Below are 26961 nucleotides of genomic sequence, written 5' to 3'. Positions count from 1 at the left end.
TTGCCATGAGTCAATTGCTGGACGGGATCTATGCGATCCTGACGCTGCAGAACCTGCTTCTGCTGGCCGGTGGTGTCCTCATCGGCATGGTCGTCGGCGTCATCCCGGGTGTCGGCCCCTCGGCGGGCCTGGCGATCCTGTTGCCGGTCACCTTCTCGCTGGACCCGACCGGGGCGATCGTCATGCTGGCCGCGGTGTACTACGGCTCCATGTACGGCGGCACCATCACCTCGGTGCTGATCAACACACCCGGTGAATCCGCTACCGTGGCAAGTACGTTCGACGGTTACCCGTTGGCCAAGCAGGGCCGCGCCGGGCCCGCGCTGGTGATGGCGGCCGTCGCCTCCTTCGTCGCCGGCACCATCGGCGCGGTGCTGCTGTCCTTCGCCGCTCCGATCACCGCGGACTTCGCCAAGACCTTCGGACCGCCGGAGTACTTCCTGATCGTGATGGCCGGCCTGCTGACCGTCATCGTCATCCTGAAGGGCAACAAGCTGCTCGGTGCGCTGTCGGCGCTGATCGGCTTCGCCATCGGCACCGTGGGCATCGACATCGGTGGTGGCGAACAGCGCTACACCTTCGGCTCGGTCGACCTCATCAATGGCATCGACTTCATCCCGGTGGCCATCGGCCTGTTCGCCGTCGGCGAGGTGCTGCACACGCTGTGGCGAGGTGGCCACCTGGAACGGTTGGACTTCTTCGGCGTGTCGGCACGCAGCGGTGGATTCTGGCCCAACCGAAGGGATTTCCGCGAGTCCGCGGGTCCGGCACTGCGTGGGTCGTTCCTCGGGTTCGGTGTCGGCGTCACCCCCGGCGCCGGCGCGACGATCGCCTCGCTGATGGCCTACAACGTCGAGAAGGCGGTATCGCGCACACCGGAGAAATTCGGCAAGGGCGCCATGCCAGGCCTCGTCGGACCGGAGGCCGCCAACAATGCCGCATCCTCGGGTGCGATGGTCCCGCTGCTGACCCTCGGCATCCCCGGTGGCGGTGCCACGGCGGTACTGCTCGGCGGATTCCTGATGTGGGGCCTGCAACCCGGACCGCTGCTGATGACCCAGAACCCCGACTTCGCCTGGGGTCTGATCGCCAGCATGTTCCTCGGCAACATCATGCTGCTGCTGGTCAACGTGTTCTGTATCCCGGGCTTCGCGAGCATCGCCCGCGTCCCGTTCCGGGTGCTGGGCCCGATAGTCCTGGTCCTCTGTGTGCTGGGCACTTTCGCGGTCAACAAGAGCCTGCTCGACGTGCAGATCATGCTGGTGTGCGGTGTTCTCGGCTTCTTCATGCGGGTCTACGGACTGTCCCCGGCCGCGCTGGTGATCGCCCTGGTGCTCGGCCCGCTGGCCGAGGAGTCACTGCGCCAGACCATGGTCATCTCCGGCGGCAGCCTCGATGTGTTCCTCCAGCGCGGCACCTCGCTCGGAATCCTGGTGTTCATCGTGTTCCTGTTCATGCTCCCTTTCGTCAAGGAACCGCTTCGCAGGGCGAGTGAGCGTGTACTGCTGACGTTCTCGCCCAAGAAGAGAGACCGGGTCTGATGAACCTCGGTTCCCTGCTGATCACCGCCGTTGCCGCGGTGCTCGGCGCGGCGATCGCCACGCTGCTGCATCTGCCGGCGGCACCGTTGCTCGGTGCGATGGTCGGCGTGGCGATCGTCAACATGACATCCGTGACCGCGTTCGACTTCCCCTCCTGGACGAAGTGGATCGTCTACGTGCTGATCGGCTGGCTGCTCGGAGTGGGTGTCACCACGGACACCCTGAGCCAGTTGCGCAGCGCGGTGGTCCCGATCGTGGTGATCGTGCTGGCGTTCCTGGTGTTCGGGCTCGTCGCGGCGTGGTTGTTGTGGAAGTTCACCTCGTTCGATTCCCTGACCGCGCTGCTGGCCACCGCACCCGGTGGCATCGCACAGATGGGAGCCCTGTCGGCGACAGCCGGCGCAAACGTACCGATCGTGCTGACCGTGCATGTACTGCGCATCACCTCGGTGATCGTGCTGATGACGGTCGGCCTGAAACTGATGGGAGGACGGGCATGAGACCGCTCGCCGACTTACGGGTGGTGGATCTGAGCCGCGCGCTGGCCGGCCCCTACGCGACGATGATGCTCGCCGACGCCGGCGCCGATGTGGTGAAGGTCGAACCGCCCGGCGGTGACGACAGCCGCGGCTGGTTGCCCTACGTCGAGCGTGACGGGAACCGCGAGTCCGCGTATTTCATGAGCGCCAACCGCAACAAGCGGTCGGTGGTGCTGGACCTCAAGACCGCCGAGGGCGCCGAACGGCTGCGCTGGCTGGCCGCCCACGCCGATGTGCTGGTGGAGAACTACCGGCCCGGTGTGCTGGACCGGCTGGGACTGGGCCTGGACACCCTGCGTGAGCTCAATCCGCGGCTGATCACCCTGTCCATCACCGGGTTCGGCAGCGGCGGACCCGACGGCAACCGGCCCGGATTCGACCAGATCGTGCAGGCCGAGGGCGGCCTGATGACCCTGACCGGGCATCCCGGCAGCCCGCCACAACGCGTCGGCCTGCCGATCGCCGACATCCTGGCCGGCATGTTCGGCGCGTTCGGTGTGATGACCGCACTGCGGGCGCGCGAGCACACCGGTACCGGGCAGCACATCGACACCTCGCTGCTGGCCGCGGTTGTCGGGGTCCACGTCTTCCACGGGGTGGGCTGGCTGGCCGCCGGCGTCGAACCGGTGATGACGGGCAACCGACATCCCTCCATCGCGCCGTACGGCGTATTCGGTTGCGGTGATGCCGATATCGTCATCGCGGTCGGCTCGGAGTCGCTGTGGCGGCGGTTCGCCCCCATCGTCGGGCTGGATCCCGACCGGCCCGACATCGCCACCAACATCGACCGGGTGGGCCGGGCGGAGATGCTGCAGAAGGAGATCGACGACCTGCTGGCCGACCGCACGGCCGACGAGGTGCTGGCCGCCCTGGATGCCGCCGGTGTGCCCGCCGGCCGGATCCGCACCATCCCGGAGGTCTACGACTGGCAGCATGTCCGCGACAACATGGTGTTGACCCTGCCCCACCCGACCCTGGGCGACCTGGACGTGCCGGCCTCGCCGGTCAACCTGTCGGCACATCGCGATCCACGCCGTGAGGCGCCACCGGCACTGGGCGCACACCAGGACGAGGTCTTCGCCGAATACGCACGAGCACAGGGGTTCTGATGACAGAGAATCGCATCGCGGTCATCGGCGGCGGTATCGTCGGCGTGGCCATCGCCCGGGAGATACTCACCCGGCATCCCGACGCCGACGTGACGCTCTTCGAGAAGGAGGACCGGCTCGCCGCGCACCAGACCGGCCGCAACAGCGGGGTCGTGCACGCCGGCCTGTATTACCAACCGGGTTCCATCAAGGCGCTGCTGTGTCGTCGCGGCGTCGGTCTGCTCGAAGAGTTCTGTGCCGAACGCTCCATCACCCGGATCGCCTGCGGCAAGGTGCTGGTGGCCCTCGACGAGGTGGAACGGGCCAGGCTGCGCGATATCGAGGAGCGCGCACTGGCCAACGGCGTCCCGGGTATCCGCACCATCGGACCCGAAGAACTGCGCGAGCTGGAACCCCACGTGCGTGGTGTCGCCGCGCTGCACTCGCCGTCCACGTCCATCGTCGACTTCGCCGCCGTCACCCAGGCGCTCGCGGTGGACGCCACAGCCGCAGGGGCAAAGGTGCTGCTGGGCCACGAGGTCATCGGCCTGCGCACGGCCGGCACCGAGGTGGTGGTCACCACCCGCACCGCCGCGGGCACCGACGAGGCCGTGTTCGACCGGGTGGTGGCCTGCGGCGGACTGCAGAGCGACCGGCTGGCCGAGATGGCCGGGGACGGGCCGGATCCGGTGATCATGCCGTTCCGCGGGGAGTACTACGCCATCAAGCCGCAGCGCAGGCATCTGGTGAACGGGCTGGTGTATCCGGTCCCCGATCCGCGTTACCCGTTCCTGGGCGTGCATGTCACGCCGCGTGTGGACGGTGAGGTCCTGGTCGGGCCCAATGCGGTGCTGGCCCTTGCCCGGGAGGGCTACACCTGGGGCAAGGTATCGGTGCCGGATCTGGCCGGCGTTGCGCGCACCCCGGCGTTCTGGCGCTTCGCCCGCCAACACTGGCGCACCGGGTTCCGCGAAATGTACGGCTCGCTGAGCAAGCACCGGTTCGTCGAGGCCGCACGCGCCTACGTGCCCGAACTGCAGGACGACGATGTCATCGCGGGCCCGTCCGGGATCCGGGCGCAGGCGTTGGACGCCGACGGCGGGCTGGTCGACGACTTCCGGATCAGCTTCCGCGACCGGGTCGTCGTGTTGCGCAACGCCCCCTCGCCCGCCGCGACGTCGGCACTGGCCATCGCCGAACACGTCGTGGCCACCATCGACGAGGCCGAGGTGGGTCTGTGACATCCGTTCTGACACAGGGTTTGTGGGGTGTACTCGCGACACCGTTCGACGACGACCTGGCGGTCGATCACGCATCGCTGCGCAACGAAGTGGCCGAGTTCGGCGCCGACGGCTGCCTCGGGCTGGTGGCGCTCGGGGTGTTCGGTGAGGCCGCATCGCTGAGCGCCGACGAGGCCGATGCGGTGGCCGCCACGGTATCGTCGAGCACCGAACTGCCCTACGTACTCGGACTTTCCGAACGATCACCGGATGCGGTGACGGCGCAGGCGCAACGACTGTTGGCGGCGGTCACCCGTCCGCCGGTCGCGCTGATGGCCCAGATCTGCGCACCGGATCCGGCTGTCGCGGTGCAGTCCCTGCGCCGGCTGCACGACGCGACCGGTATCGGCATCCTGATCCAGGACTATCCGGTGGCCTCGGGGGTCTCGGTGTCCGACGAACAGGTGGTCGCGCTGGTGCGGGCCTGCCCGTTCGCGGTCGGGGTGAAATCCGAGACACCGCCGACATCGGCGGCCATCGCCCATGTGGCGCCGCGCGTCGACGTCCCGGTGTTCGGTGGGCTGGGCGGGGTGGGTCTGCTCGACGAGCTGGCCGCCGGATCGGCCGGAGCGATGACCGGTTTCAGCCATCCCGCGGTGCTGGCGCAGGTGCTCAAGGCCTGGGCCGACGGCGGATTCGAGGCCGCACGCGCGGTGTTCGCGCCGTGGTTGCCGCTGGCCAACTTCGAGGGTCAGCTCAAGGTGGGGCTGGCGATCCGCAAGGAGGTGCTGCGCCGGCGCGGCGTGATCGCCTCGGCCCGAGTGCGTCAGCCCGCCCGCACACTGCCCGCCGAGTTGGTCCCGATGCTCGATCGACACCTCGCCGGCCTGCCCGTTCCGGCAGGGCGATAACCAAAGGACTCTCAATGGATCTCGGTATCACCGGGCGAACCGCCCTGGTGCTCGGCGCCGGTGGTGGCCTCGGCTCGGCCATCGCGGCCCGGCTCGCGCAGGAGGGTGCCAATGTCGCGGTGGCCGGCCGCTCGGAAGAGGGTCTGGCCGCGACGGTGGCGGCGGTGGAGGCGGCCGGTGCCAAGGCCCTGCCCGTGGTGTGGGACCTGGCCGACCTGGACCGGGTGGACGCCGCGGTGTCCGCGGTGGAGCAGGCACTCGGTCCGGTGGACATCCTGGTCAACAACACCGGGGGCCCGCCGCCGACCTCGGTGGCCGGCCAGGACACCGCAACCTGGCGCAGCAGCTTCGAACAGATGGTCCTGTCGGTCATCTCGTTGACCGACCGCGTCATACCCACCATGCGGGAACGTCATTGGGGACGGGTCCTGACATCGACATCCTCGGGTGCGCTGACTCCCATCCCGAATCTCGGGCTGTCCAACACGCTGCGGGCCAGCCTGCACTCCTGGTCCAAGACGCTGGCCGACGAGGTCGGCCGTGACGGCATCACCAGCAACGTGATCGTGCCGGGCCGGATCGCGACCGATCGCACCCGCTTCCTCGACGAGAAGCGGGCCGGCCGGGAGAACCGCAGCGTGCAGGATGTCGCCCGCGACAGCGCGGCCACGATGGCGCTCGGTCGCTACGGCACGCCCGACGAGTACGCCGACGTCGCAGCGTTCCTGTGCAGCGAGCGCGCCTCCTACATCACCGGATCGGTCATCCGCGTCGACGGCGGCCTGATCCGCAGCATCGTCTGATTCCAGAAAGGATTTCCCATGCGTCTTCGTACCGTCCAGGTCAGTGAGGAACAACTGGCCTGCATCGCCCTGCCCGACGGCCGTCTGGTCCGTGTCGACCAGGTGTTGCCGAGTGCGCCGAGCGACCTGCTGGCGTTGCTGCGCACCGATCGGCTCGGTGATCTGGCCGCGGCAGTGGCCGCCGGCGTGGACGACAGCCAGTGTGTCTACCCCGACGCCAAAGTGCTTGCGCCCTGGCGCAGTCCGCGCAAGATCCTGGGCATCGGGCTGAACTACGGTGAGCACGCCGGTGATCTGGGTGAGCAGGCTCCGCGCACCTCGCCGGCGTCGTTCATCAAGGGTGACCACACAATCGTCGGCCCCGGGGAGCCCATCGTCGTGCCCCCGAAGATCGGCAAGGTCACCGCCGAGGCCGAGGTCGGTCTGGTGATCGGGCGGACCTGCTATCAGGTGGGCGTCGAGGAGGCGATGTCCTATGTCGCCGGCATCGTGCCCGTGCTGGACCAGACGGCCGAGGCCGTGCTGCTGGAGAATCCGCGGTATCTGACCCGGGTGAAGAACTACCCGACGTTCTTCTCGTTCGGCCCCGACCTCATCACCATGGACGAGGTGGCCGAGAACGGGCCGCTGGCCGAACTGCGGGTGGCCACCATCCACAACGGCGCGGTGCACCGCAAGGACACCGTCGCGGGTATGACGTTCTCCCCCGCCGAGCTGCTCAGCTTCCACAGCCAGGTGATGCCGTTCTACCCGGGCGACATCCTGTCCACCGGGACACCGGGCGCGGTCGGGATCGAACCCGGTGATGTGGTGCGCTGCGAGCTCGGCGACGGCTTCGCCGACCTGCAGAACCCGGTGCGCTAGCTTTTCCTGCGGCGAAACTCGCGTACCCGGGGTTGCCGCGGACTCGCAGACCCCCATTGCGCGTGTCTCGGCGACGTGCCTGGGTGTAGTACACCCTGCCACCGCCGGGCGCGCGGGCATACGTTGCGGGTATGCATCTGATCACGAAAACCCTTGTCCTGGTGGGAATGGTCGTCACGCTGTTCGCGAGCACGGGTCCGGTGACCGCCGCCGCGTCCGACAACGCCCAGATCATCCGCGACGGGTTCGCCCGCGGTGTCGGCGGACCCGACAGTTTCTACGGACTGCTCGCCGAGCACGTGCACTGGACAGTGGCGCGCGCGCAGGGGCCGTCCACCTACACCAGCCGCCAGGAGTTCCTGGACCGTGGCGCCAAGCCGATCCTGGACCGGCTGACCGGGCCCATCCAGGCGCAGGTGAACGACCTGATCGTCGACGGCGATCAGGTCGTCGCGCTGTGGCGGGGCACCGCGACGGCGCTCGACGGGCTGCCCTACGTCAACGAGTACGCGTGGTCGATGACGATGCGTGGTGGCGAGATCACCCGGGTGGTCGCCTATCTGGACCTCGTCGCCCTCGATGAGCTGATCCGCCGGGTGTCGCTGTAACCCCGGCGCGTGGCCGGCCGATAAAGCACGCATGATCGTTCGCAGCCTGCCACTGGTCGCCGCACTGACCATCGCGGCCGCCGCACCGGCACACGCGGCACCCCTGCCCGCGTTCTGCGGGCACGGCGATATCTGCCAGACCCGGCTGACCTCGGTGACCGCCGACGTCGTCGACGGGACCATCACCGGCACGCCGGTCGGCGGCGGCCCCGCGCTCACCTTGGCCGGCCAGCAGGACGCCTACCTCAAGTCGACAGGGTTCACCGAGGCACCCGAGGCCGTGCGCACCTGGGACACCACGATCGATCAGGTCCGTCCGCTCGACGTCTCGCCGTCCGATCCCAACTGGTACGGCAACGCGAAGGCCAAGGTGTTCCTGCCCCGGACGCTCAATGGCCTGGCGACACAGTTCCCGCCGGACACGCTGGTGGTGAGCTTCACCGCCGCCGACGGCGACGGGCCCTACCGGTTGCTGTCGATCCAACCGGCGGCCGCGTTCTAACGTGGAGCGGTGACTGCACTCATCGACTCCGCGATGGCGAAGCTGCTGCAGACGCGAAGCGCCGTGCGCGCACCGATCTGGTTGTACCGCCGTCGGCTGGGTTTCCTGCTCGGGTCACGCATGCTCATGCTCGAACACACCGGTCGCACATCCGGGCTGCCGCGGTACGTCTGCCTGGAGGTCGTCGACCGACCGGCCCGCGACATCTTGGTGATCGCCAGCGGATTCGGTACGTCGTCGCAGTGGTATCGCAACCTCGAACAGCAGCCCCGCTGCCGGGTGAGCATCGGCGCCCGGCATTCGGTGCCGGCCACCGCGCGGATCATGCCGTCCGAGGAAGCCGATCAGACACTGCAGCGCTACCAACGCGCGCACCCTCGCGCCTGGCGCCGGCTGCGCGGCGCCATCGAGCGGGCGACGAACCGCCCTGTCGACGGTCTGCCCATGGTGGCACTCACGCTGCACCGCTGACCAGACACAAAACTGCCCCAAATCCGAAGATTTGGGGCAGTTTTGTGTCTGCTCGGCAGAGGTCAGTGAGCGTGGCCGTGATGGCCGTGCCCGTGATCCTCTTCCTCGGCCGGCTTGTCGACGACAGCGGTCTCGGTGGTGAGGATCATCCGCGCGACCGACGCCGCGTTGAGCACCGCGGAGCGGGTCACCTTGGCCGGGTCGACGATGCCCTCGGCGAGCAGGTCGCCGTAGGTCAGCGTCGCGGCGTTGAAGCCCTGCCCGACAGGCAGTTCGGCGACCTTGTTCACCACGACCGAGCCGTCGAGCCCGGCGTTGGTGGCGATCCAGTACAGCGGGGCCGACAGCGCCGAGGCGAAGACCTCGAGGCCGATCAGCTCATCGCCGGTCAGCGAACCGCGCAGCTCCTCCAGCGCGGCACGGGCCTGCACCAGCGCCGAACCGCCGCCGGTGACGATGCCCTCCTCCACGGCCGCCTTGGCCGCAGCGACGGCGTCCTCGACGGCTTCCTTGCGCTTCTTCAGGTCGGTCTCGGTGGCCGCGCCGACCTTGATGACCGCGACACCGCCGGACAGCTTGGCGAGGCGCTCTTCGAGCTTCTCGCGGTCCCAGTCCGAATCGGTGGCCTCGATCTCGGCACGCAGCTGCGCCTTGCGTCCCTCGATGGCGTCCTCGGTGCCCGCACCGTCGACGATCACGGTGCTGTCCTTGGTCACCACGACCCGACGCGCCGAACCCAGCACGTCCAGGCCGACCTCGCGCAACGCCAGGCCGACGTCCGGGTTGATGACCTGGGCGGCGGTGACGATGCCGAGGTCCTCCAGGAAGGCCTTGCGGCGGTCGCCGAAGAACGGCGCCTTGACGGCGACGGCCTTGAGCGTCTTGCGGATGGAGTTGACGACCAGCGTCGACAGCGCCTCACCCTCGACGTCCTCGGCGATGATCAGCAGCGGCTTACCGGCCTCGGCCACCTTCTCCAACAGCGGCAACAGGTCGGGCAGCGAGCTGATCTTGTCGCGGTGCAGCAGCACCAACGCGTCCTCGAGCACCGCTTCCTGGGCGTCGAAATCGTTGATGAAGTACGCCGAGATGAAGCCCTTGTCGAAGCCCACACCCTCGGTGACCTCGAGCAGCGTCTCCAGGGTGGAGGACTCCTCGACGGTCACCACGCCGTCGGCGCCGACGGTGGTCATGGCCTGGCCGACGAGCTCGCCGACCAGCTCGTCGCGCGAGGAGACGGTGGCGACCTGCGCGATGGCGCCCGAGTCGCTGACCGGCTTGGCCGCGGACAGCAGCGCCTCGGACACCGCGTCGGCGGCCTTGCTGATACCCGAGCCCAGGGCGATCGGGTTGGCACCGGCGGCCACGTTGCGCAGGCCGGCCTTCACGATCGCCTGGGCCAGCACGGTCGCGGTGGTGGTGCCGTCACCGGCGACGTCGTTGGTCTTGGTGGCCACCGACTTGACCAGCTGGGCGCCCAGGTTCTCGAACGGGTCTTCCAGGTCGATCTCGCGGGCGATGGTGACACCGTCGTTGGTCACGACCGGTCCGCCGAACGCCTTGGCCAGCACCACGTGGCGGCCGCGCGGGCCGAGGGTGACGCGGACGGCATCGGCGAGCTTGTCCACACCGGCCTCCATGGCGCGGCGCGCAGTTTCATTGAATTCGATCTGCTTGCTCATAAATGTCCTTTGCTGTGCCGGGGGCAATGCATACCGCCCCGGACGTCACCCATTGCGGGGACTTCCGGGGCGGTACACGACAGGCTTACTTGTTGACGACAGCCAGCACGTCACGCGCGGAGAGGATCAGGTACTCCTCGCCGCCGTACTTGATCTCGGTGCCGCCGTACTTGCTGTAGATGACGGTGTCACCCTCGGCAACGTCCAGGGGGATGCGCTTCTCGCCGTCCTCGTCCCAGCGGCCGGGGCCAACTGCGACGACGGTGCCTTCCTGCGGCTTCTCCTTGGCGGTGTCCGGGATGACCAGACCGGAAGCGGTCGTGGTCTCGGCCTCGTTGGCCTGAACGAGGATCTTGTCCTCGAGTGGCTTGATGTTGACTGCCACGATTGGAGCCCTCCACTAGTTGGGTAGATCAGGGGCTTGTTCCCCAGATTCAATTACCAGGTGTTCGGCATGCGTCCGAGCCCAACCACCGTCGTCGCGGGTGCCGGCGCCGGGTTTGGCCGCGTGCCACCTAGCACTCTATACACGCGAGTGCTAGCACTCAAGGATGGGTTGTGCAGGGGCTATGCCGTCGCGGTCCCGGTGGCCGCACAGAGCACCAGCCCGTATGCCACCGCGAAGCGGTGACCCAGCTCGCCGGCCACATTGCCGCGGCCCACGGTGACGTCATGACCCAGCCGCTCGGCCAGTGCCCGCACCAGTTCGTCATCGCCGGCTCCCCCGCCGACCAGCAGCACCGCGGCCACCCCGGTGCTCACCTGATCCACGCCTCGGGTCACGTTGGCGCCGATCACCAACCGCTTGGCGGCCAACCGCCAGCTTCTCCACTCGGCACCTGAGAGCGCCGAGGTGAACGGCAGCAGCCCGCTCGGTGCCGAGGTCAGCAACCAGCCCGTGCAGCGGCCGTCGATCGGGGTGTCCAGGAAGCGTCGCCGGCCGTGCTCGTCCTCGACGAGTTGCACCGTCACCGCCGTGACGGCCTCCGCACGCTTGGCGTATTCGGCCGCGCTGATCGAAATGTCGAGCGCCGCCGCCGTGGCCGTCGTCAACAGCTGTCCCGCCCCGGGCAGCACCACCCGCTCGGCATCGGCCACCACGTCCACGGTGCCGCCGCCGACGTCGACGACCACCACATCGGGCGGCAGGCCCGGTGTGGTCAGCGCACCCGCGCGCGCCGCGGCGGCCTCGGAGTCTATCCGGGTGACCGGTACCCCCAGGGCTTCGGCGAGCGCGTCGGTGTCCGCAGGCGCCGGGCCGTCACCGTCCATCGTGGCCATCACCAGGTTGTCGACGGCCACCGAGCCGCGTCGCGAGTTGGCCTGCGCGGCAATATCGGCCAGATACACCACATGCGCCGGCCCGGCCGGCAGCTCGGGTGCGGCAGCCGGTTCGGCGACACCGCCGGCATCGTGCAGCGTCACCACCGCACACACGCTGTCGAAGAGTTGGTCGGCGACGACGCGGGCGTCGGCGCGTTCGTCATCGCCGAGGGCGAAGATGTCGGCCAGCCAGAACGGATCGGTCAGCCGCTGTAGCGGCGACATCCCCTCGCGCACCTCGACGGCGACCAGTTCGGCCGCAAGCACCCGTTCGACGTCGACGTCGTCGACGACCGGCAGCGCGGTCGTCAACCGGTTGGAGATCAGCACGGCCTCGTCATTGGCGGTCAGCACCGCCACGACGTTGCATCCGGTCGCCACCGCGGTGTTCACCAGCTCGGCGACCTGCGCGTAGCCGTATTCGGCTCGGACACAGGCGATCACGGGCGAGCCCGAGGGAGACTCATCGAGCCGCTCGACGGGAACCGGAGCCCCCACACCGGCCGCGTCCCCGGCGGTGGTGGCCGCCGACCGGGTGATGATGGACAGCCGTCCGGTGCGCTGGGCCTGCAGCTGCACCCGTTCGACGGTCGAATGCACGGGCGGGGTCGGCGCGAATGCCGCGTGCTCGACGGCCAGACCGTGCGCGTCGGCCAGCCGCCGGACCAACTGCGCGGCACCCTGCACGGCCCGCAGCGATCCCTTGCCGCCGCGGGTGGGGGTGCGCCCGCTCGCCACCACGTCGAGGTCCCGGCACAGCACCACCTCGGTGGTCGCGTTGCCGATGTCGACACCGGCCCACACGGTCATCGCAGCAGGCCGCGCCGCCGATAGACGACCGCAGCCTCGCGCACCAGCGCGGCACAGGTCGGAGCGGCCTGCGCGTCGAGCCGTTCCGCGAGCTGCTCCAGCTCCTCGAACGACGACCGGCCGGGCCGCAGCGCCTCATAGGAGGCGAGCATGTCCTCGGCGCTGAGCGCGGTCAGCTCGGCGGCACGGCGCAGGTTCAGCCCCAACTGCAGCGATCCGCTGCGCTCGGCGTTGTGTGCCTGGTGCAGCAACGTCTCGCGGCTGATCCGGATATCGTCGAGCACCAGTTCGCCATTGCAGGCGGCCTCGACGGTGACATCGTCGATGCTGCGTCCGGAATGCGACAGTGCGGTCATCGCTTGAACTCCATATCGATGTTGCGGCGGCGCTCGCCACCGTCGAGGGTCAGGCTCTCGGCCCGCTCGATGGCGACCATCGACACCACCTTGGTGTGATAGCGCGCCGTGATCGCCTCGTCGGTGTAGGCGTTGCGCATCGGCGACGGCGTCGCGCCCTTGGCGTGCCGGCCGGCGTTGATCCCGATGATCCGGTACATCTCCGGCGTGATCAGCGGGGCCACGCTGAGCAGTTCCAGATTGGCCAGCGGCGGCAGATCACGACGGTGAATCAGGGTGGTGCCCTTGGCCTGTAGCCCCACCCCGATACCCGATCCGGACAGGCCGGCCGCCGACTTGCCGATCATCCCCAGATCGATGCTGTCGGCGATGCGGACCACCCGGGGCACGCACTTCTCCTCCTCGATCCCGGCCAGGATCTGCTCGAGCGCGTCATAGATCGTCATCCCCGACAGCGTGCGGAACAGCTTGGTGCCGAACGCCGGTGACACCCCGACCACGACCTCGCGTGGGTCGGTGCCGAAGTCGGCCGCCCCGATCACGCGCAGGCGTTCCGGCTCGGCGAACGTCGCCTGCTCACGGACCAGGTCGGTCACCGACCTGGCCTGGCGCACCGCGTCGATCTGGGCCTGCCGCTCGGCGGTCGGCCGGTATCCCGTGCCCGGGCCGCGGTAGTCGTTCGGATCCTCCAGTGCCGAGAGCACATTCATCTGCTCGTCGAAGATCGCGGCGGTCTGCAGATAGTCGCCGTTGACACGGGCCCGGGCCATGCCCAGCACCCGGTCGGCCAGATCGGTGAACCCCGTCTCGGCCAGCGCGGTGACGATGTCGAGCACCGTCAGCCCGGACTGGTCGATCATCCGGGCGGCGCTGAGCACCTTGACACCGTCGGTCTGCGGAAGGTTCTTCGATCCCCCTGCCGCGACAACGGCTTCCACGTGGTCGTCGTCGAAGTCGGCCAGGCCGAGATATTCGAACACCGCCCGGGTGGCCTCGGCGGCCTGGCGGCGCATGGCCTCCAGCGTGGTCGGGTCACACGAGCGCAGTCCCCCGTCCACACCCCAGTCACGCTGCATCACCAGGTAGTCGTCCAAGTCGTCGGCGTTGAAGTTGGACGGCCCGAACATGTTGTCGTAGGACACGATCGAGCCGAACCCGGAGAAGATGAAGTCCGACCCCGACAGCAGCGTGGGCAGCGTTCGACTGGTCCGGCGCATGGTCGACTCGCTCATCAGCGAGTCGTTGCCGCTGCAGGATTCCAGGCCGCGCAACATCACCATCAGGTTCTCGGCGTGCAGTTCCTTCACACCGCCGGGCACCGAGGCGGTGATCGCCGCGCCGTCGACACCGCCGTTCTGCACGCCCTGGGCCCCGATGCCCTTGGCCAGTGCCACGCAGCGGGCCTCCAGATAGTTCATCGACTTGCCCTCGGCCGCGCCCATCAACACCTCGGAGCCCGCGCCGCTGGACAACCGCATCTTGATACCGCGCGAGGCGTACGAGGATGTCAGGAACGCCTTGGACCACGGGGTGTCGTCACCGTCGGTGAACACCTGCTCGGTGCCGTACACCGACACCGTCTCGGCGTACGAGACCAGCCCGCGCACACCGAGTTCCAGCTCGCGGGCCTCCTCGACCGAGCACTGGGTCAGCGCGCCCGGGGCGGGCACCTGCGAGCCGATCAGCAGTCCGACGGCCACCGCGGGCGCATCGTCGAGCACCGGGACGGTGGCCTCCAACTCGCGGAAGCCGTACGCCACCGCCGTCGCGGCATCGGCGGCGATGAGCAGTGGGTCGTCGAGGCGGTTGGTGACGTGCGCCTGATTCGCCGGTGTGCGCCGCGCCCGCATCTTCATCATCGCCATCTGGATCTCGACCGGATGCAGGCCGGCCACCACCCGGGCCATCTTGGCCGGGGTCAGCCCGGAGCACACCGTGAGTACCTCGGCGCGCGGCACGCCGGAGTCGACGATGAGGCGGGCCAGCTCGACCTCGCTCATCGCCATCGACACGGGTGCCTGGGCATGGTCGACGGCATAGCGCACGACGAACTCGTCGATGGCGTCGAAGTCCGCCGCCGGTGTGGAGTCCATCTCGAGCACGGTGCCGTCCTCACCCACCACCCAGGACGGCTCCGGGTCGTGCGGGGACAGGTGCGAGATCATGCCCAGCTCGGGATCGGGTTCGGCGAACCCGTCGAGGTTGACGCGTTGCTCGTCGAGTAGGCGGATGCGTCCGAGCCGGTGGTCCGGCTCGGGTTCGGGGCTGTTCACGGCTGGCCTCTCTCGTCGCGGGTGGGTACAGCATCGGCCAGCCGCGCGGGACGGACAACGGGACGGGCCGAGGTTCCAACAACCTGTGTGAGAAGAACACACTGCGAATCCACCGGTGTGACCGGATTACAACAAGGTGTTGGAAAGTGACGCAGACCTCTGGCAGACGTCCCGCCCGGGTCGCACACTTTCCCCGGACTCGAAGCCGAAAACGAACCCCGGCTCCGTGCGCAGAGGAGGTTCATCCATGTCCGAAGTCAGTACCGGCGACAAAACCAGCGGCACAACGCGACCGGGGACCCGCGCCCATTTGCGGGGCAACCTCGGTGTGCCCGCCATCGTCCTGATGGTGGTGGCCGCGGCGGCACCGCTGTCCACCGTCGGCGGCAACGTGCCCATCGCCATGGCGCTCGGCGACTCCACCGGCATCCCGGTGGCGTTCCTCGTCGCCGGTGTGATCTTTTTGCTGTTCGCCGCCAGTTTCGTGGCGATGTCGAAGTACGTCAGTGACACCGGCGCCTTCTACGCCTACATCCAGAAGGGCCTCGGCAAGGCCGCCGGAACCGGCGCCGCGGTGCTGGCACTGCCCGCCTACATGGCCACCCTGCTGGCGGTGGCGGCCTACGACGGCGTGATCCTGGCCGGCCTGCTGGAGATCATCGGCGCCCCGGCGGTGCCGTGGTGGGTGCTGACCGGGCTGGTGCTGGCGATCATCGCGTTCCTCGGCTACCGCGATATCGAACTGAGCGCCAAGGTGCTGGGAATCTTCCTGGTCTCGGAGGTCGCCATCCTGGTCGTGCTGGACTTCGTCATCGTCATCCAGGGCGGCGACAAGGGCATCACCGGTGACTCCTTCACCCCCTCCGGCATCTCCGGCGCGTTCGGCATCGCGCTGCTGTACGCGCTGTGGGGGTTCGTCGGCGTCGAGGCGACCGCCGTGTTCCGCGACGAGGCCCGCGATCCCGACCGCACCGTTCCGCGCGCCACCTACTGGGCCGTCGGCATCGTGGCCAGCTTCTACGCCTTCTCCAGCTGGGCGCTGGTCGAGGGCAACGGCGGAAACGACGCCGTCCAGGTCGCCAAGGACGACCCGGACAACTTCATGGTCAACACCGCCGAGAAGTACCTCGGCATGCTGGGCAAGGACCTCACCACGCTGTTCTGGTTCGTCAGCGTGTTCGCCTGCGCGCTGGCCTTCCACAACATCTGCGCGCGTTACGCATTCGTGCTGGGCCGCGACAACGTGCTGCCCCGCAAGCTCGGCGAGGTGCACCCCAGGCTCGGGTCACCGGCGAACGCCTCGATCGTCATCACCGTGCTGTCCTTCGTCATCATGGGCGCGTTCGTGGTGATCGGACTGGACCCGGTGCTGCAGATCTTCGGCCCGCTCGGCGGGCTGGGCATCTGGGGTCTGTCGATCCTGTGGCTGTTGACGACGATCTCGGTCGGGCTGTTCTTCAAGCGGCGCGGCGGTCCGACGAACATCATCGTGTTGGCCGCGGTGGCGACGATCGCCCTGGCCGCGGCGGTGGCACTGATCATCGCCAACCTGACCCTGGTGGTCGGTGGTTCGACGACGCTGGCGATCATCTTCGGCATCGCGCCGGTGGTGTTCCTGGCCATCGGTGCCGCCCTGAGCGGACGGGCACCCGACGACCTGTCGGTCCCGAAGTCCTGATCGCCAGGAGCGCCCTCGGCACATCGCGGGTCGCTGATACCGTCGGAACCCGGCGGTCTCAGCGACCCGTCGAGTTCGAGAGGAAACGGGCATGTCCGAGGGTGCGCCGCTGACCGTGGCGACGGCCTTGACGGTCCCGCCGATGGATCAGGGCTCGGTGATCGCCGGGCATCGCGGTCTGACCCGCGAGGTGCGCTGGGTCGACATCATGCACGCGCCCGCCGAAGACTTCGTGCGGCCCGGTGACTTCGTCCTGACCACCGGTACCGACATCCGGCAGCCCGGCGTCCGCGAGTTCCTCACCTTCCTGATGTCCTCGCCGGCTGCGGGGGTGGCGCTGGGCGGGCCACCGGATATCGACACCCGCGAGTTGTTGGCGACGCTGGTGCCGCTGGCCGATCGGCACGAGATCCCGCTGGTGATGCTGCCGTGGGAGGTTCCGTTCGCCGATATCCAACGCCAGCTGCTGCCGTTGGTGAGCCCGTCGGCCGACGGCCGGCCGATCCAGATGGTCATCGGCCGCCGCGAAGACGACGACCCGCGCTGGGCCGAGCATGCGCACACCTTCGCCGACGCGCTGGACCGGCTGGCGCGCGCCGCGGGCGTCACCACCAAGACCTCGGTCACCGACGATCTGGTGATGAGCCACTTCGCCACCGCGCTGCCGGCAGCGGCGAGTTCGGAACTGGTGGAGTCGGCGTGGCAGTCCGGTGGACTGTCGGACAGTCTCGTCAGCTGGGTGCTGCTGCCGGCCGGGCACGGCCAACCCGTCACCGTCGCCGCGTCGTCGGTGCCCGACGGCCCCGTCGGTCCGCAGCAGTTCGCCGAGGTGCTGCGTCAGCATCCCCGCAGCATGGCCACCATCCTGGAAACACTGCAGCCGCTGGTGGATTACGACAAGACCCGTCGCGGTCAGCTGGTGCACACGCTGGAGATCCTGCTCAACGAGGCCACCAACATCAGTGCCGCCGCGCGGGCGCTGTACCTCAACCGGCATTCGCTGCTCTATCGGATCAAACTGATCGAGGACCTCACCGGGTTGTCGTTGAAGAACCCGGCCGACCGCTTCCAGCTGGAGGTCAGCGTGCGGGTGCACCAGATCAACCAGCCGCGGACCGGCTCATCCGAATGAGCGCGGATCGATCAACAGATGATCGGAGACGTCACCGATCATCTCCACATCGACCGTGCGCTCGGTGAAGTACCAGCCGTCGGCGTCGCGGGCGAAGGAGTCGGCGTAGCGGCCCACCACGATGGGCTGCAACGCCACGGTGTCGGTCTGCTGCACCACCACGAATGTGGAACGGGCGCGGGCGGTCTCACCCTGGACCTCGACGATCGGGTTGAGCACCAGATGCCGGGTGCGGGTCCGGTTGCCGTGCTCGGGGAACCGACGGGTGGTGGACGCGAACAGCGCGGCGATGGCCTGGGCGCCGGCGATTCCCATGAAGTTGCCGCGGCCCAGCAGCGCGCCGACGCCGTCGAAGTCCCCGGCATCGATCAGTTCGGCGTAGCGGTAGAGCAATTCGTGCACTTCGGTCCTGCTCATGCTCGCCTCTCCACTCGCTCCGGTCCTCGCTCGTGCCTCGCTGCGATCCTCACTCGTGGTCGGCTTCGGTCATGCCACCTGCCCCTGCACCACCGGCAGCCCCGGATTGCTGGCCGCATCGAGCCCCGACGGTGGCGCGCCCGCGTCGATCAGGTGCGCCGCGAACGAGGCGATCATGGCGCCGTTGTCGGTGCACAACCGCGGACGCGGCACCCGTAGGGTCAGACCGGCTGCCGCGCAACGCTGTTCGGCCAGCTCACGCACCCGCGAGTTGGCGGCGACGCCACCGGCGATCAGCAGGGTCGAGACGCCCAGTTCGGACGCGGCCCGCACGGACTTGGCGGTCAGCACATCGGCGACGGCCTCCTGGAAGCCGGCGGCGACATCGGCGCGCGATGCGGCGGGGTGGCGCTCCAGATGCCGGGCGACGGCGGTCTTGAGCCCGGAGAAGCTGAAGGCGTACGGGTCGTCGCGCGGCCCGGTCATCCCGCGCGGAAAGACGATGGCCTCACGGTCCCCGGTGCGGGCCAGGTCATCCAGTGGCTTGCCACCGGGGTACCCCAGTCCGAGCAGCCGGGCCACCTTGTCATAGGCCTCGCCCGCGGCATCGTCGACGGTGCTGCCGAGTTCGATGATGGGTTCGCCGAGCGAACGCACTTGCAAAAGTTCGGTATGCCCGCCCGACACCAGCAGTCCGACGCATTCGGGCAGCGGTCCGTGGTCATAGACGTCGGCGGCCAGGTGACCGCCGAGGTGGTTGACGGCGTAGAACGGCACCTCCCACGCGGCGGCGTAGGCCTTGGCGGCGGCGACACCGACCAGCAGCGCACCCGCCAGGCCGGGGCCGATGGTCGCGGCCACCACGTCTGGGCGGGCCACCCCGGCGGTGTCCAGCGCACGGCGCATGGTCGGACCCAGCGCCTCCAGGTGGGCGCGCGAGGCGATCTCGGGAACCACACCTCCGAAGCGGGCGTGTTCGTCGACGCTGGAGGCCACCTCGTCGGCCAGCAGCGTCACGGTTCCGTCCTGCAGTCGCGCGATGCCGACACCCGTTTCGTCGCAGGAGCTTTCGATAGCCAGGATGATCATGTCCGGTCTCGTTTCATGGTGTAGGCGTCGGCGCCGCTGACCTTGTAGTACCGCTTGCGCAGCCCCACCCGGACAAAGCCGGCACTCTCGTACAGCGCGATGGCCGCCTCGTTGTCGGTGCGCACCTCCAGGTAAACCTCGCCGCGCTGGGCGAAGTCGAGCAGGTTGTTCAGCAGCGCGCGCCCGATTCCGCGCCCCTGGCAGGCCGGGTCGACTCCGATGGTGTGGATCTCGTACTCATACGGTGGGATGCGGCCCAGCCGGGAGATGCCGGCATAGCCCACCAGCTTGTCGTCCTCGCGCGCGGCGATGTAGTGGTTGTGTTTGGCCGCCATCCCGTGCAGGAACGCCGCCGGCGGCCAAGGGTCGTCACCGGCGAACAGCTGGGCCTCCAATTCCGCACAGCGCACCGCGTCGGCCTTGGTCAACGCATCGAGCACGGTCATGCCAGCCCTCGTTCGACCAGCGATTTGGCGTCCGGGCGACGCAGGTACAGCGGGATCAGCGGGTCGGGCTCGGCCGTCCAATCCGCCACCACCGCAGCCAGTTCGGCGGCGGCCGGATACTCCGGACCGATGACCGGCAACCCGAACATCGCGGCATGCGACGGCGATCCCGCCACGGCGTCCACGCCCGCGATGTCGACATCGGCGGGTGCGCTGACCTCGGGGCCGGCGATCCGGACACCGTCTCGGTAGCGCGCCCAGTACACCTCGCGGCGGCGGGCATCGGTGACCACCAGCACTTCACCTCCGGTGGCCACACCGATGGCATCCAGCGTGCAGATGCCGAACACCGGGATGCCCAGTGCGTGTCCGTAGGCGGCCGCCGTCGCCATGCCCACCCGCAGGCCGGTGAACGGTCCCGGACCGCAACCCACCACGACGACATCCAGATCTGTCATCGACGTATCGCAATCAGACAGGGCGGCAACGACATTGGGGGTGAGCCGTTCGGCGTGCGCGCGGGCGTCGACGACCGTGCGCTCGGCCAGCGTGCTGACGCCGCCCCGGTCGACGGAGACGACTCCGGCGGTGACGGCCGGTGTCGCGGTGTCGATGGCCAATACGATCATGAAGTGCTCCATCGCCATGTCGCGGTGCGCATCTCGGAATCGGCGTCGCGATCCAGTTGGATGTCCAGGTGGTGGTCCGAGAGTCGCTCGGCCAGCCCCTCACCCCATTCGACCACCACCACGGCATCCTCCAGATCGGTGTCGAGGTCCAGCGAGTCCAGTTCGCCGAGCAGGTCGCCCCCGTGGTCGAGCAGCCGGTAGATGTCGACGTGCACCAGCGCCGGCGCCGTGTCCCGGCGGGCGGGATGCACCCTGGCCAACACGTAGGTGGGCGAGGTGACGGGGCCGTCGACATCCATTGCCTGCGCAATGCCCTTGGTCAGCATGGTCTTTCCGGCACCGAGCGGACCGGACAGGACCACCACGTCCCCGGCCCGCAGGTCGGCGCCCAGGCGCGCCCCGAGCGCGACGGTGTCCTCGGGAGTGCGCAGTTCGGCGGTGCCGCCGGCACGTTCAGCCATGACGGGTCCGTTCTCGCAACTTGCGGGTCAGTGCCACCAGTCTGGACGGCGTGGCGCGCTCGACCAGCCGCACCAGCGCATCGTCGATGATCTCGGGTTGCTCCAGTTGCACCAGATGACCGGCGCCGTGGGCGATCACCAGCTCGGACTTGGGCAGCTGCGCGGCCATCTCCTGCGAATACTCCAGTGGGGTCAGCAGATCCCGGTCACCGCAGGCAACCAGCGTCGGGACCTTGGCCAGGGTGGCCAGTCCCGCGGTTTCGTCGTGGACCTCCAGCGCGTGCAGGAATCCGACCAGGGTGTGTACCGAGGTGTCGTGCATCATGGATTCGCTGAAGGCGACCACACTGGGGCTGACGTCCTCGTCGCCGTAGGAGGCGGCGCGCAGGATCGGCCCGATGACCGACCGGACCACGCCGCGCCCGCGGTGCAGCAACCCGGGCGCGTAGCGCACCGCGAACCGGGCCGCCTCCAAGGCCGGGTTGCGCAGGATCTCACCCAACGGGGAACGTGAAACACCCTCGGCGGCGGAGGAGATCATCGCAGCGCCGACTATCCGGGTGGGATAGCGCTGCGGGTACTGCCGGGCATGCGACAGCACCGTCATACCGCCCATGGAATGCCCGACCAGCACGACCGGGCCCTTGGGCGCGAGCACCGCGAGAACGGATTCCAGGTCCTGACCCAACTGCGGCACGGTGAACGTGTCCGGTGCGGCGTCCCCGGACAGCCCGTGGCCGCGCTGGTCGTAGAACACCATCCGAACCTGATCGCCCCACTGCTGCGCCAGCCGGTCGCGCTGAAAGTGGAAGGCACCCATGCGCAGGCAGAATCCGTGGGAGAACACCACCGTCAACGGGGCGTCGGGCGGCCCGCATTCGCGCACCGCCAGCGGCACCCCGTCGTTCGCGGTGACCACCACGCTGCGGTCTTCGTGCACGAGCGCGAAATCCTCACCCGCGTAGGGGTCTTCGGAGCTGACCCGACGGGTCAAGGAACGGGCCACCGACACTCCGGCCACCGACCCGACCGCCGTCAGACCGGCCACTCCCGCCAGCCAACGGGCCACCGCCCAATCGTTTGCCGCCAACGGTGTCAGCCCATCTCGCCGCGATAGATCCGGGTGACCCGTCCGCGCGGGCTGGTGACCACCTCGTAGTTGATGGTGCCGAGCGCGTCGGCCCAGTCGGCGGTGGTGGGTTCGCCGTCGTCGCCGGGACCGAACAGCACCGCTTGATCGCCGACGCTCACATCGACCGGACCTGGGCCCAGATCCACCAGGATCTGGTCCATGCAGACCCGACCCACCTGGGGCCGGCGCCGTCCGTTGATGGACACCTCGAACCGCCCGCTCAGCGGCCGGAACACCCCGTCGGCGTACCCGATCGGCAGCAGCGCCAGAGTGGTGTCGCGGGGCGCCACCCAGGTGTGCCCATAGGACACGCCGGTGCCCGCCGCGATCGGACGCACCAGCGCGACAGGGCATTTCAGCGTCATCGCCGGTCGCAGCCCCATGGCGCCGCGGGCCGGGATCGGGGTTTGGCCGTAGATCGCGATCCCGGGACGGATCATGTCGTAGACCAGGTCAGGCCGGGTCATCGCGCCCGGCGAGCTGCACAGGTGGGCGATTTCGAAATGCACACCGGCGGCGTCGGCCTCGGCGCGCATGGCGTCGAACTTCTGGGCCTGCAGGTCGGTGGGTCCGGGATCATCCGGGTTGTCACTGTTGGCCAGGTGGCTCATGATGCCGCGGGTGCGCACGGTGCCCTCGGTCACCGCATGCGCCAGCGCGGTGAGGACCTTGGCCAGGTCGGCGGCGGCCACCCCGTTGCGCGCCATGCCGGTGTCGACCTTCAGGGTGGTCACCGCGGCCACGCCGGTGCGCCGCGCGGCATCCACCAGGTCGTCGAGCTGGGTCGGCGAGGACACCGCGATCTGCACGTCGGCGACCAGCGCCGGCGCGAAGTCGGTGCCCGGCGCGTGCAGCCACGCCAGGATGGGCGCGGTGATCCCGTCGGCGCGCAGGGCCAGCGCCTCGGCGACGGTGGCCACGCCGATCTCGGCGGCACCGGCCGCCAGCGCGGTCCGCGCGACCGGGGTGGCGCCGTGGCCGTATCCGTCGGCCTTGACCACGGCCATCACCGCGGCGGATCCGGCGTGCCCACGCAGCACGCGCACGTTGTGCGCGATGGCGTCGAGATCCACCTCAGCGGTGGGGCCGGTCGGGTCGGTGGCAGGCATCGACTCGATTTTGTCATGCCGTCGACCGGCTCCTCTGGCGACGAGCGCCCGATCAGTGCGCGAACGGCTGCACCGTGTCGAACTGGCCACCCGGTTTCAGCTGGTCGAGCTGCTTGAGGACGGTGATCGTGTCGTCCTTCAAGGCGCGGGCCAGATCCGCCGAGAAGCCCTCCCGGACCACCACGCGCAGCACCGTCACGTCCTCGGCGCCCTCGGGCATCGTGTAGGCAGGCACTTGCCAGCCGTAGGCGCGCAGCGCCTGGGAGACGTCGAATTCGGTGTAGCCGCGCTCGCCCTTCAGGCGGTAGCTGACCACCGGGATGGCCGAACCGTCGGTGATGAGCTCGAAGTGCTCACTGTCGCGCAGTTGGTCGCCCAACCACCGAGCGGTATCGGACAGGCAGTGCATGACCTGCGAGTATCCGGCCCGGCCCAGGCGCAGGAAGTTGTAGTACTGGCCCACCACCTGGTTGCCCGGCCGGGAGAAGTTCAGCGTGAAGGTCGGCATGTCGCCGCCGAGGTAGTTGACCCGGAATACCAGGTCCTCGGGCAGGTGTTCGGCGTTGCGCCACACCACGAAGCCGATGCCCGGGTAGGTGAGCCCGTATTTGTGGCCGCTGACGTTGATGGATACCACCCGCGGCAACCGGAAGTCCCAGATCAGGTCGGGGTGCAGGAACGGCACCACGAATCCGCCGCTGGCCGCGTCGACGTGCACCGGTACATCGACACCGCCGTCGGCCGCGAGCCCGTCCAGTGCGGCGCAGATCTCGGCGATCGGTTCCAACTCGCCGGTGTAGGTGGTGCCCAGGATGCCGACCACGCCGATGGTGTCCTCGTCGACGGCATCGATCACCTGCTCGGGGGTGATGACGTAGCGCCCCTGCGCCATCGGCAGATAGCGCGGCTCGACGTCGAAATAGCGGCAGAACTTCTCCCACACCACCTGGACGTTGGAACCCATCACCAAATTGGGGGTACGGCCCTTCCACTCCCCGACTCTGTCGCGCCACCGCCACTTCATGGCCAGCCCGGCCAGCATGACGGCCTCGCTGGACCCGACCGTCGACACCCCGATCGCCGTACTGGGATCGTCGTCGCGCAGGTCCTCGGCGTGGAACAGGTCGGCCACCATCGCCACGCAGCGCGCCTCGATGGCGGCGGTGGCCGGGTATTCGTCCTTGTCGATCATGTTCTTGTCGAAGGTTTCGGCCATCAGCTTCTCGGCCTCGGGGTCCATCCAGGTGGTCACGAAGGTCGCGAGGTTGAGCCGGGAGCTGCCGTCGAGCATGAGCTCGTCGTGGATGTAGCGGTAGGCGGCCTGCGGGTCCATCGACTCGCCGGGCAGCCGCAGCGCGGGGACGGGGTCCGTGGACAGCCGGCTCGTGTAGGCGGGCGCGATGTGCGGTCCGTGCGACTTGTGCTTACGGCTCATGTGGTGATCCCTTTCGGCTCAGCTCGGCGATGGCGGTGCGCAGGTGGGCGAGGATTCCTCCCGCCGACGTCGGGGCGGGGTGCGGGCCGGGATCGGCGGCGGCCAGGGCGGCGGCGCGGGCGTGCACGAACGCCGCCATCGCCGCGGCCTCGGCCGGCGGGCGACCGGCGGCCAGCAGCGATCCGATGATGCCCGACAGCAGATCGCCGGATCCGGCGGTCGCGGCCCAGGACTGGCCGGCGGGGTTCAGATACGTGGCGCCGCCCTGATCCCCCGTCGCTGCGCTCGCCCTTGGAGATGCGATCACGGTGACATTGCCCTTCAGCAACACCGTCGCACCGAGGGTTTCGGCCAGGGTACGGGCCGCCCTGACCCGGTCGGACCCGACCTCGGCACCGGCGAGCCGCTGGTACTCCCCCGCGTGCGGGGTCACGACAGTGGGTGCCGACCGCCCGGCCACCAGGTCGGGTTCGGCCGCCAGCAGCGTCAGGCCGTCGGCGTCGACAATCACCGGAACCTCGCTCGACAGCACGAATCGCAGTGCCGCCGCGGCGGTTTCGTCGGTGCCCAGGCCGGGACCGACGACCCAGGCCTGTACCCGTCCGGCCGATTCGACATCATCGGTGGCGACCACCTCCGGCCAGTGGTTGACGACATCGTGCTTGGCGGTGCCGGCGTAGCGCACCATGCCGGAGGTTGCCGCGACCGCGGCGCCGGTGCTCAGGATCGCCGCACCGGGATAGGTCGCCGAGCCTGCCAGGATGCCGGTGACGCCCTGGGTGTACTTGTCATCGTGTCGGCCCGGGATCGGCCAGCGCTGCGCGACATCACCGGACTCCAGCCCGCGGACGTCGGTGGCAGGCAGGTCCAGTCCGATGTCGACGAGTTCGACGCGACCGCAATCGGCCAGGGCGTGTACGGGTTTGAGCCCGCCGAAGGTGACGGTGAGGTCTGCCTGCACATGCGGGCCGTCGGCCACCCCGGTGTGCGGATCGATACCGCTGGGCAGGTCGACGGCGACGACCGGCGCGCGGTTGTCGGCGAAGACCGCCGCCGCGGGTGGGCGCAGCGGCCCTCGCCCGGAGATGCCGACGACGCCGTCGATGACCAGATCCGTTGCGGTCGGAATGGTCTGGACCAGTCGGCCACCGGACCTGCGGAAGGCCGCCAGACCCGCGGCATGGGTGCGGTCCGGATCGAGCAGGACCGCCGTGGCCTGCACGCCGCGGCGCCGCAGGAAGGTCGCCGCCCAGAGCGCGTCACCGCCGTTGTCCCCGGATCCGACCACCGCACACACCGCGCGGCCGTTCACCCCGCCGGTGCGGCGGCGCAGCTCGGTCGCGATCGCGGTGGCCAGCCCGTGGGCGGCGCGGCGCATCAGCACGCCGTCCGGCAGCGACGCCAGCAGCGGGGCCTCGGCGGCACGAATCGCGTCAGCGGTGTAGTAGTGCCGCATCAGCTCCCGTTCTCCTCGTGGCCGCGCGCCAACAGGTTACCCAGTCGTTCGGCGATCTCGGTGGGGTATTCGCCGTTGATGGCATGCGATGCCTGCGGCCAGACTTCGATCTGACCGCGCGTCAGCAACCTGCGGGCACGTTCGGCGGCGCGTTCCGCGTCGAGCATGACGCTGCGCCCGGCCAGCAGCGCCAGCACCGGCATGGGTAACGACCCCAACTGGTCGTCGGTGAACAGTTTCGGTGCCGGGGTGCGCACCACGAAATCCGTTGAGCCGGCTTCGATCAGGGTGGCCACCGGGCCTGCCTCGTCGATATCGGCACCACCCGATATCCAGCTCATGACGCCACGGCGCCACGCCCGCGGCATCTTCGGGGCCAGCATGATGACCGACGCCAGCAGTGGCGCGACCTTCACCCGGGTGAAGGTCTGCACCGGGTCCAGCAGCGTCAGCGAAGCGATCCGGTGCGGTCGGTGAACCGCGCAGTTGACCGCCGTCCAGCCGCCGATCGACGCGCCGAGCAGATGGGCACGGTCCAGGCCCAGACCGGCCAGTGTTTCGTCGAGCCAGTGCGCCTGATCGGCCGCGTCGTTGATCGTCCGGTGTTGCACCGACAGACCGGCCTCCCCCAGCAGGTCGATGCTGTACACCCGCCGGTGCGCCAGCAGCGGACCCAGGTTGGTCCCGTACATCGGGGTGCTGGCATTGCGGCCGGGCAACAGCACGATCGGCGCGCCGGTGCCGGGCCCGTCGAACCGATAGGCCCGCACGGTGCCGAATGGCGTTGGCACATCGAATAATTCGAAAGGCGAAAGCCGAGCCATCCCGTCCCGGTAGGCACTCAGGAAGCGCTCGTAGGCGGCTGCGCCGACGAAGGCGCCGAGTGCGCCCCGCGCGGACCGGGCCGCGATGTTGACATCGGGTTCGCGGAGGTCCACGCCTTCGAGGGTAGCCGCCGCGTTGACCAGGCCTTACGATCATTCGCC

General features: G+C 69.1%; 27 protein-coding genes. 12 read left to right on the top strand and 15 right to left on the bottom strand.

Going from position 1 to position 26961, the window contains the following annotated elements:
• Window positions 1-5 precede the first annotated feature (5 nt).
• The 10 genes from ACWDUN_RS20075 to ACWDUN_RS20030 all read left to right on the top strand — a co-directional run bounded on the left by ACWDUN_RS20075 (window position 6) and on the right by ACWDUN_RS20030 (window position 8547).
• Entirely contained in the window at window positions 6-1541 is a 1536-nt protein-coding gene (locus tag ACWDUN_RS20075; protein WP_449931746.1) for a tripartite tricarboxylate transporter permease, read from the top strand.
• The gene (locus ACWDUN_RS20070; protein ID WP_449931744.1) at window positions 1541-2041 is read left to right on the top strand and encodes an AbrB family transcriptional regulator; all 501 of its coding nucleotides are present in this window, start codon (window positions 1541-1543) and stop codon (window positions 2039-2041) included. Before ACWDUN_RS20075 ends, ACWDUN_RS20070 begins: the two co-directional genes overlap by 1 nt.
• Window positions 2038-3189, top strand: a complete 1152-nt coding sequence (locus ACWDUN_RS20065) for a CaiB/BaiF CoA transferase family protein (RefSeq protein WP_449931742.1) — start codon at window positions 2038-2040, stop codon at window positions 3187-3189. Before ACWDUN_RS20070 ends, ACWDUN_RS20065 begins: the two co-directional genes overlap by 4 nt.
• A complete protein-coding gene (gene lhgO / locus ACWDUN_RS20060; RefSeq protein ID WP_449931740.1) occupies window positions 3189-4409 on the top strand; it encodes an L-2-hydroxyglutarate oxidase in 1221 nt (406 codons plus the stop codon). The genes ACWDUN_RS20065 and lhgO overlap by 1 nt, the downstream gene beginning before the upstream one ends.
• On the top strand, window positions 4406-5299 hold the full coding sequence (locus tag ACWDUN_RS20055) for a dihydrodipicolinate synthase family protein (protein ID WP_449931739.1): 894 nt from the start codon (window positions 4406-4408) through the stop codon (window positions 5297-5299). The genes lhgO and ACWDUN_RS20055 overlap by 4 nt, the downstream gene beginning before the upstream one ends.
• 14 nt (window positions 5300-5313) lie before the next feature.
• Window positions 5314-6102, top strand: coding sequence for an SDR family oxidoreductase (locus ACWDUN_RS20050; RefSeq protein WP_449931737.1), 789 nt, complete (start codon window positions 5314-5316; stop codon window positions 6100-6102).
• A gap of 18 nt (window positions 6103-6120) precedes the next feature.
• Window positions 6121-6966 (top strand): fumarylacetoacetate hydrolase family protein, encoded by an 846-nt coding sequence (locus ACWDUN_RS20045; RefSeq protein ID WP_449931734.1) that lies wholly within the window; start codon window positions 6121-6123, stop codon window positions 6964-6966.
• A 131-nt stretch (window positions 6967-7097) separates the two neighbouring features.
• Entirely contained in the window at window positions 7098-7574 is a 477-nt protein-coding gene (locus tag ACWDUN_RS20040; protein WP_449931732.1) for a nuclear transport factor 2 family protein, read from the top strand.
• A gap of 31 nt (window positions 7575-7605) precedes the next feature.
• The gene (locus ACWDUN_RS20035) at window positions 7606-8076 is read left to right on the top strand and encodes a hypothetical protein (RefSeq protein WP_449931730.1); all 471 of its coding nucleotides are present in this window, start codon (window positions 7606-7608) and stop codon (window positions 8074-8076) included.
• Between the two features lie 9 nt (window positions 8077-8085).
• Entirely contained in the window at window positions 8086-8547 is a 462-nt protein-coding gene (locus ACWDUN_RS20030; RefSeq protein WP_449931728.1) for a nitroreductase family deazaflavin-dependent oxidoreductase, read from the top strand.
• Between the two features lie 62 nt (window positions 8548-8609).
• On the opposite strand, the gene groL is transcribed toward ACWDUN_RS20030, so the two are convergent.
• From groL to ACWDUN_RS20005, 5 genes are all read right to left on the bottom strand, one after another.
• The gene (gene groL, locus ACWDUN_RS20025; protein ID WP_449931726.1) at window positions 8610-10229 is read right to left on the bottom strand and encodes a chaperonin GroEL; all 1620 of its coding nucleotides are present in this window, start codon (window positions 10227-10229) and stop codon (window positions 8610-8612) included.
• An 85-nt stretch (window positions 10230-10314) separates the two neighbouring features.
• Window positions 10315-10617: a co-chaperone GroES gene (groES, locus tag ACWDUN_RS20020; protein WP_036421278.1), complete on the bottom strand. Its 303-nt coding sequence runs from the start codon at window positions 10615-10617 to the stop codon at window positions 10315-10317.
• Between the two features lie 179 nt (window positions 10618-10796).
• Window positions 10797-12362: a diol dehydratase reactivase ATPase-like domain-containing protein gene (locus tag ACWDUN_RS20015; RefSeq protein ID WP_449931724.1), complete on the bottom strand. Its 1566-nt coding sequence runs from the start codon at window positions 12360-12362 to the stop codon at window positions 10797-10799.
• Window positions 12359-12718: a diol dehydratase small subunit gene (locus tag ACWDUN_RS20010; RefSeq protein ID WP_449931722.1), complete on the bottom strand. Its 360-nt coding sequence runs from the start codon at window positions 12716-12718 to the stop codon at window positions 12359-12361. Before ACWDUN_RS20010 ends, ACWDUN_RS20015 begins: the two co-directional genes overlap by 4 nt.
• Window positions 12715-14991 (bottom strand): propanediol/glycerol family dehydratase large subunit, encoded by a 2277-nt coding sequence (locus ACWDUN_RS20005; protein ID WP_449931721.1) that lies wholly within the window; start codon window positions 14989-14991, stop codon window positions 12715-12717. The genes ACWDUN_RS20010 and ACWDUN_RS20005 overlap by 4 nt, the downstream gene beginning before the upstream one ends.
• A gap of 247 nt (window positions 14992-15238) precedes the next feature.
• Between ACWDUN_RS20005 and ACWDUN_RS20000 the strand changes: the two genes are divergently transcribed.
• Together ACWDUN_RS20000 and ACWDUN_RS19995 are read left to right on the top strand one after the other, a co-directional pair.
• Window positions 15239-16669 (top strand): APC family permease, encoded by a 1431-nt coding sequence (locus ACWDUN_RS20000; RefSeq protein WP_449931719.1) that lies wholly within the window; start codon window positions 15239-15241, stop codon window positions 16667-16669.
• Window positions 16670-16760: 91 nt separating this feature from the next.
• Complete coding sequence (locus tag ACWDUN_RS19995) at window positions 16761-17801, top strand: PucR family transcriptional regulator (protein ID WP_449931717.1); 1041 nt, start codon at window positions 16761-16763, stop codon at window positions 17799-17801.
• On the opposite strand, the gene ACWDUN_RS19990 is transcribed toward ACWDUN_RS19995, so the two are convergent.
• The 10 genes from ACWDUN_RS19990 to ACWDUN_RS19945 all read right to left on the bottom strand — a co-directional run bounded on the left by ACWDUN_RS19990 (window position 17790) and on the right by ACWDUN_RS19945 (window position 26913).
• Window positions 17790-18218, bottom strand: a complete 429-nt coding sequence (locus ACWDUN_RS19990; RefSeq protein ID WP_449931715.1) for a nuclear transport factor 2 family protein — start codon at window positions 18216-18218, stop codon at window positions 17790-17792. The genes ACWDUN_RS19995 and ACWDUN_RS19990 overlap by 12 nt on opposite strands.
• Window positions 18219-18287: 69 nt before the next feature.
• Entirely contained in the window at window positions 18288-19307 is a 1020-nt protein-coding gene (gene tsaD, locus ACWDUN_RS19985; RefSeq protein WP_449931713.1) for a tRNA (adenosine(37)-N6)-threonylcarbamoyltransferase complex transferase subunit TsaD, read from the bottom strand.
• Complete coding sequence (rimI, locus tag ACWDUN_RS19980) at window positions 19304-19753, bottom strand: ribosomal protein S18-alanine N-acetyltransferase (RefSeq protein ID WP_449931711.1); 450 nt, start codon at window positions 19751-19753, stop codon at window positions 19304-19306. The genes tsaD and rimI overlap by 4 nt, the downstream gene beginning before the upstream one ends.
• The gene (gene tsaB / locus ACWDUN_RS19975) at window positions 19750-20382 is read right to left on the bottom strand and encodes a tRNA (adenosine(37)-N6)-threonylcarbamoyltransferase complex dimerization subunit type 1 TsaB (RefSeq protein WP_449931709.1); all 633 of its coding nucleotides are present in this window, start codon (window positions 20380-20382) and stop codon (window positions 19750-19752) included. The genes rimI and tsaB overlap by 4 nt, the downstream gene beginning before the upstream one ends.
• Window positions 20379-20843: a tRNA (adenosine(37)-N6)-threonylcarbamoyltransferase complex ATPase subunit type 1 TsaE gene (gene tsaE / locus ACWDUN_RS19970; RefSeq protein ID WP_449931707.1), complete on the bottom strand. Its 465-nt coding sequence runs from the start codon at window positions 20841-20843 to the stop codon at window positions 20379-20381. Before tsaE ends, tsaB begins: the two co-directional genes overlap by 4 nt.
• Window positions 20836-21912, bottom strand: coding sequence for an alpha/beta fold hydrolase (locus tag ACWDUN_RS19965; RefSeq protein ID WP_449931705.1), 1077 nt, complete (start codon window positions 21910-21912; stop codon window positions 20836-20838). The genes tsaE and ACWDUN_RS19965 overlap by 8 nt, the downstream gene beginning before the upstream one ends.
• Window positions 21913-21938: 26 nt before the next feature.
• On the bottom strand, window positions 21939-23084 hold the full coding sequence (alr, locus tag ACWDUN_RS19960) for an alanine racemase (RefSeq protein ID WP_449931703.1): 1146 nt from the start codon (window positions 23082-23084) through the stop codon (window positions 21939-21941).
• A gap of 52 nt (window positions 23085-23136) precedes the next feature.
• Window positions 23137-24519 carry a glutamate decarboxylase gene (locus tag ACWDUN_RS19955; RefSeq protein ID WP_449931701.1) on the bottom strand — a complete coding sequence of 461 codons (1383 nt, stop codon included), beginning with the start codon at window positions 24517-24519 and terminating at the stop codon, window positions 23137-23139.
• Window positions 24509-25975 carry an NAD(P)H-hydrate dehydratase gene (locus tag ACWDUN_RS19950; RefSeq protein WP_449931699.1) on the bottom strand — a complete coding sequence of 489 codons (1467 nt, stop codon included), beginning with the start codon at window positions 25973-25975 and terminating at the stop codon, window positions 24509-24511. Before ACWDUN_RS19950 ends, ACWDUN_RS19955 begins: the two co-directional genes overlap by 11 nt.
• Complete coding sequence (locus ACWDUN_RS19945; protein WP_449931697.1) at window positions 25975-26913, bottom strand: alpha/beta fold hydrolase; 939 nt, start codon at window positions 26911-26913, stop codon at window positions 25975-25977. Before ACWDUN_RS19945 ends, ACWDUN_RS19950 begins: the two co-directional genes overlap by 1 nt.
• Window positions 26914-26961 lie beyond the last annotated feature (48 nt).

It is taken from the genome of Mycobacterium sp. NPDC003323 (assembly GCF_053589535.1).
The sequence above is the reverse complement of the archived record's forward strand: the minus strand, read 5'-3'. Positions and strand labels throughout refer to the sequence as shown.

Coding starts and splice junctions, on each gene's coding strand:
- groL (WP_449931726.1), bottom strand. CDS start 10,229: ATGAGCAAGCAGATCGAATTCAATGAAACTGCGCGCCGCGCCATGGAG.
- ACWDUN_RS20010 (WP_449931722.1), bottom strand. CDS start 12,718: ATGACCGCACTGTCGCATTCCGGACGCAGCATCGACGATGTCACCGTC.
- ACWDUN_RS20045 (WP_449931734.1), top strand. CDS start 6,121: ATGCGTCTTCGTACCGTCCAGGTCAGTGAGGAACAACTGGCCTGCATC.
- ACWDUN_RS19990 (WP_449931715.1), bottom strand. CDS start 18,218: ATGAGCAGGACCGAAGTGCACGAATTGCTCTACCGCTACGCCGAACTG.
- ACWDUN_RS20015 (WP_449931724.1), bottom strand. CDS start 12,362: ATGACCGTGTGGGCCGGTGTCGACATCGGCAACGCGACCACCGAGGTG.
- ACWDUN_RS19955 (WP_449931701.1), bottom strand. CDS start 24,519: ATGAGCCGTAAGCACAAGTCGCACGGACCGCACATCGCGCCCGCCTAC.
- rimI (WP_449931711.1), bottom strand. CDS start 19,753: ATGACCGTGCTCGATGCGTTGACCAAGGCCGACGCGGTGCGCTGTGCG.
- ACWDUN_RS19950 (WP_449931699.1), bottom strand. CDS start 25,975: ATGCGGCACTACTACACCGCTGACGCGATTCGTGCCGCCGAGGCCCCG.
- alr (WP_449931703.1), bottom strand. CDS start 23,084: ATGCCTGCCACCGACCCGACCGGCCCCACCGCTGAGGTGGATCTCGAC.
- ACWDUN_RS20050 (WP_449931737.1), top strand. CDS start 5,314: ATGGATCTCGGTATCACCGGGCGAACCGCCCTGGTGCTCGGCGCCGGT.
- lhgO (WP_449931740.1), top strand. CDS start 3,189: ATGACAGAGAATCGCATCGCGGTCATCGGCGGCGGTATCGTCGGCGTG.
- ACWDUN_RS20075 (WP_449931746.1), top strand. CDS start 6: ATGAGTCAATTGCTGGACGGGATCTATGCGATCCTGACGCTGCAGAAC.
- tsaD (WP_449931713.1), bottom strand. CDS start 19,307: ATGATCATCCTGGCTATCGAAAGCTCCTGCGACGAAACGGGTGTCGGC.
- tsaB (WP_449931709.1), bottom strand. CDS start 20,382: ATGATCGTATTGGCCATCGACACCGCGACACCGGCCGTCACCGCCGGA.
- ACWDUN_RS20035 (WP_449931730.1), top strand. CDS start 7,606: ATGATCGTTCGCAGCCTGCCACTGGTCGCCGCACTGACCATCGCGGCC.
- tsaE (WP_449931707.1), bottom strand. CDS start 20,843: ATGGCTGAACGTGCCGGCGGCACCGCCGAACTGCGCACTCCCGAGGAC.
- ACWDUN_RS20065 (WP_449931742.1), top strand. CDS start 2,038: ATGAGACCGCTCGCCGACTTACGGGTGGTGGATCTGAGCCGCGCGCTG.
- ACWDUN_RS19995 (WP_449931717.1), top strand. CDS start 16,761: ATGTCCGAGGGTGCGCCGCTGACCGTGGCGACGGCCTTGACGGTCCCG.
- ACWDUN_RS20040 (WP_449931732.1), top strand. CDS start 7,098: ATGCATCTGATCACGAAAACCCTTGTCCTGGTGGGAATGGTCGTCACG.
- ACWDUN_RS20000 (WP_449931719.1), top strand. CDS start 15,239: ATGTCCGAAGTCAGTACCGGCGACAAAACCAGCGGCACAACGCGACCG.
- ACWDUN_RS20070 (WP_449931744.1), top strand. CDS start 1,541: ATGAACCTCGGTTCCCTGCTGATCACCGCCGTTGCCGCGGTGCTCGGC.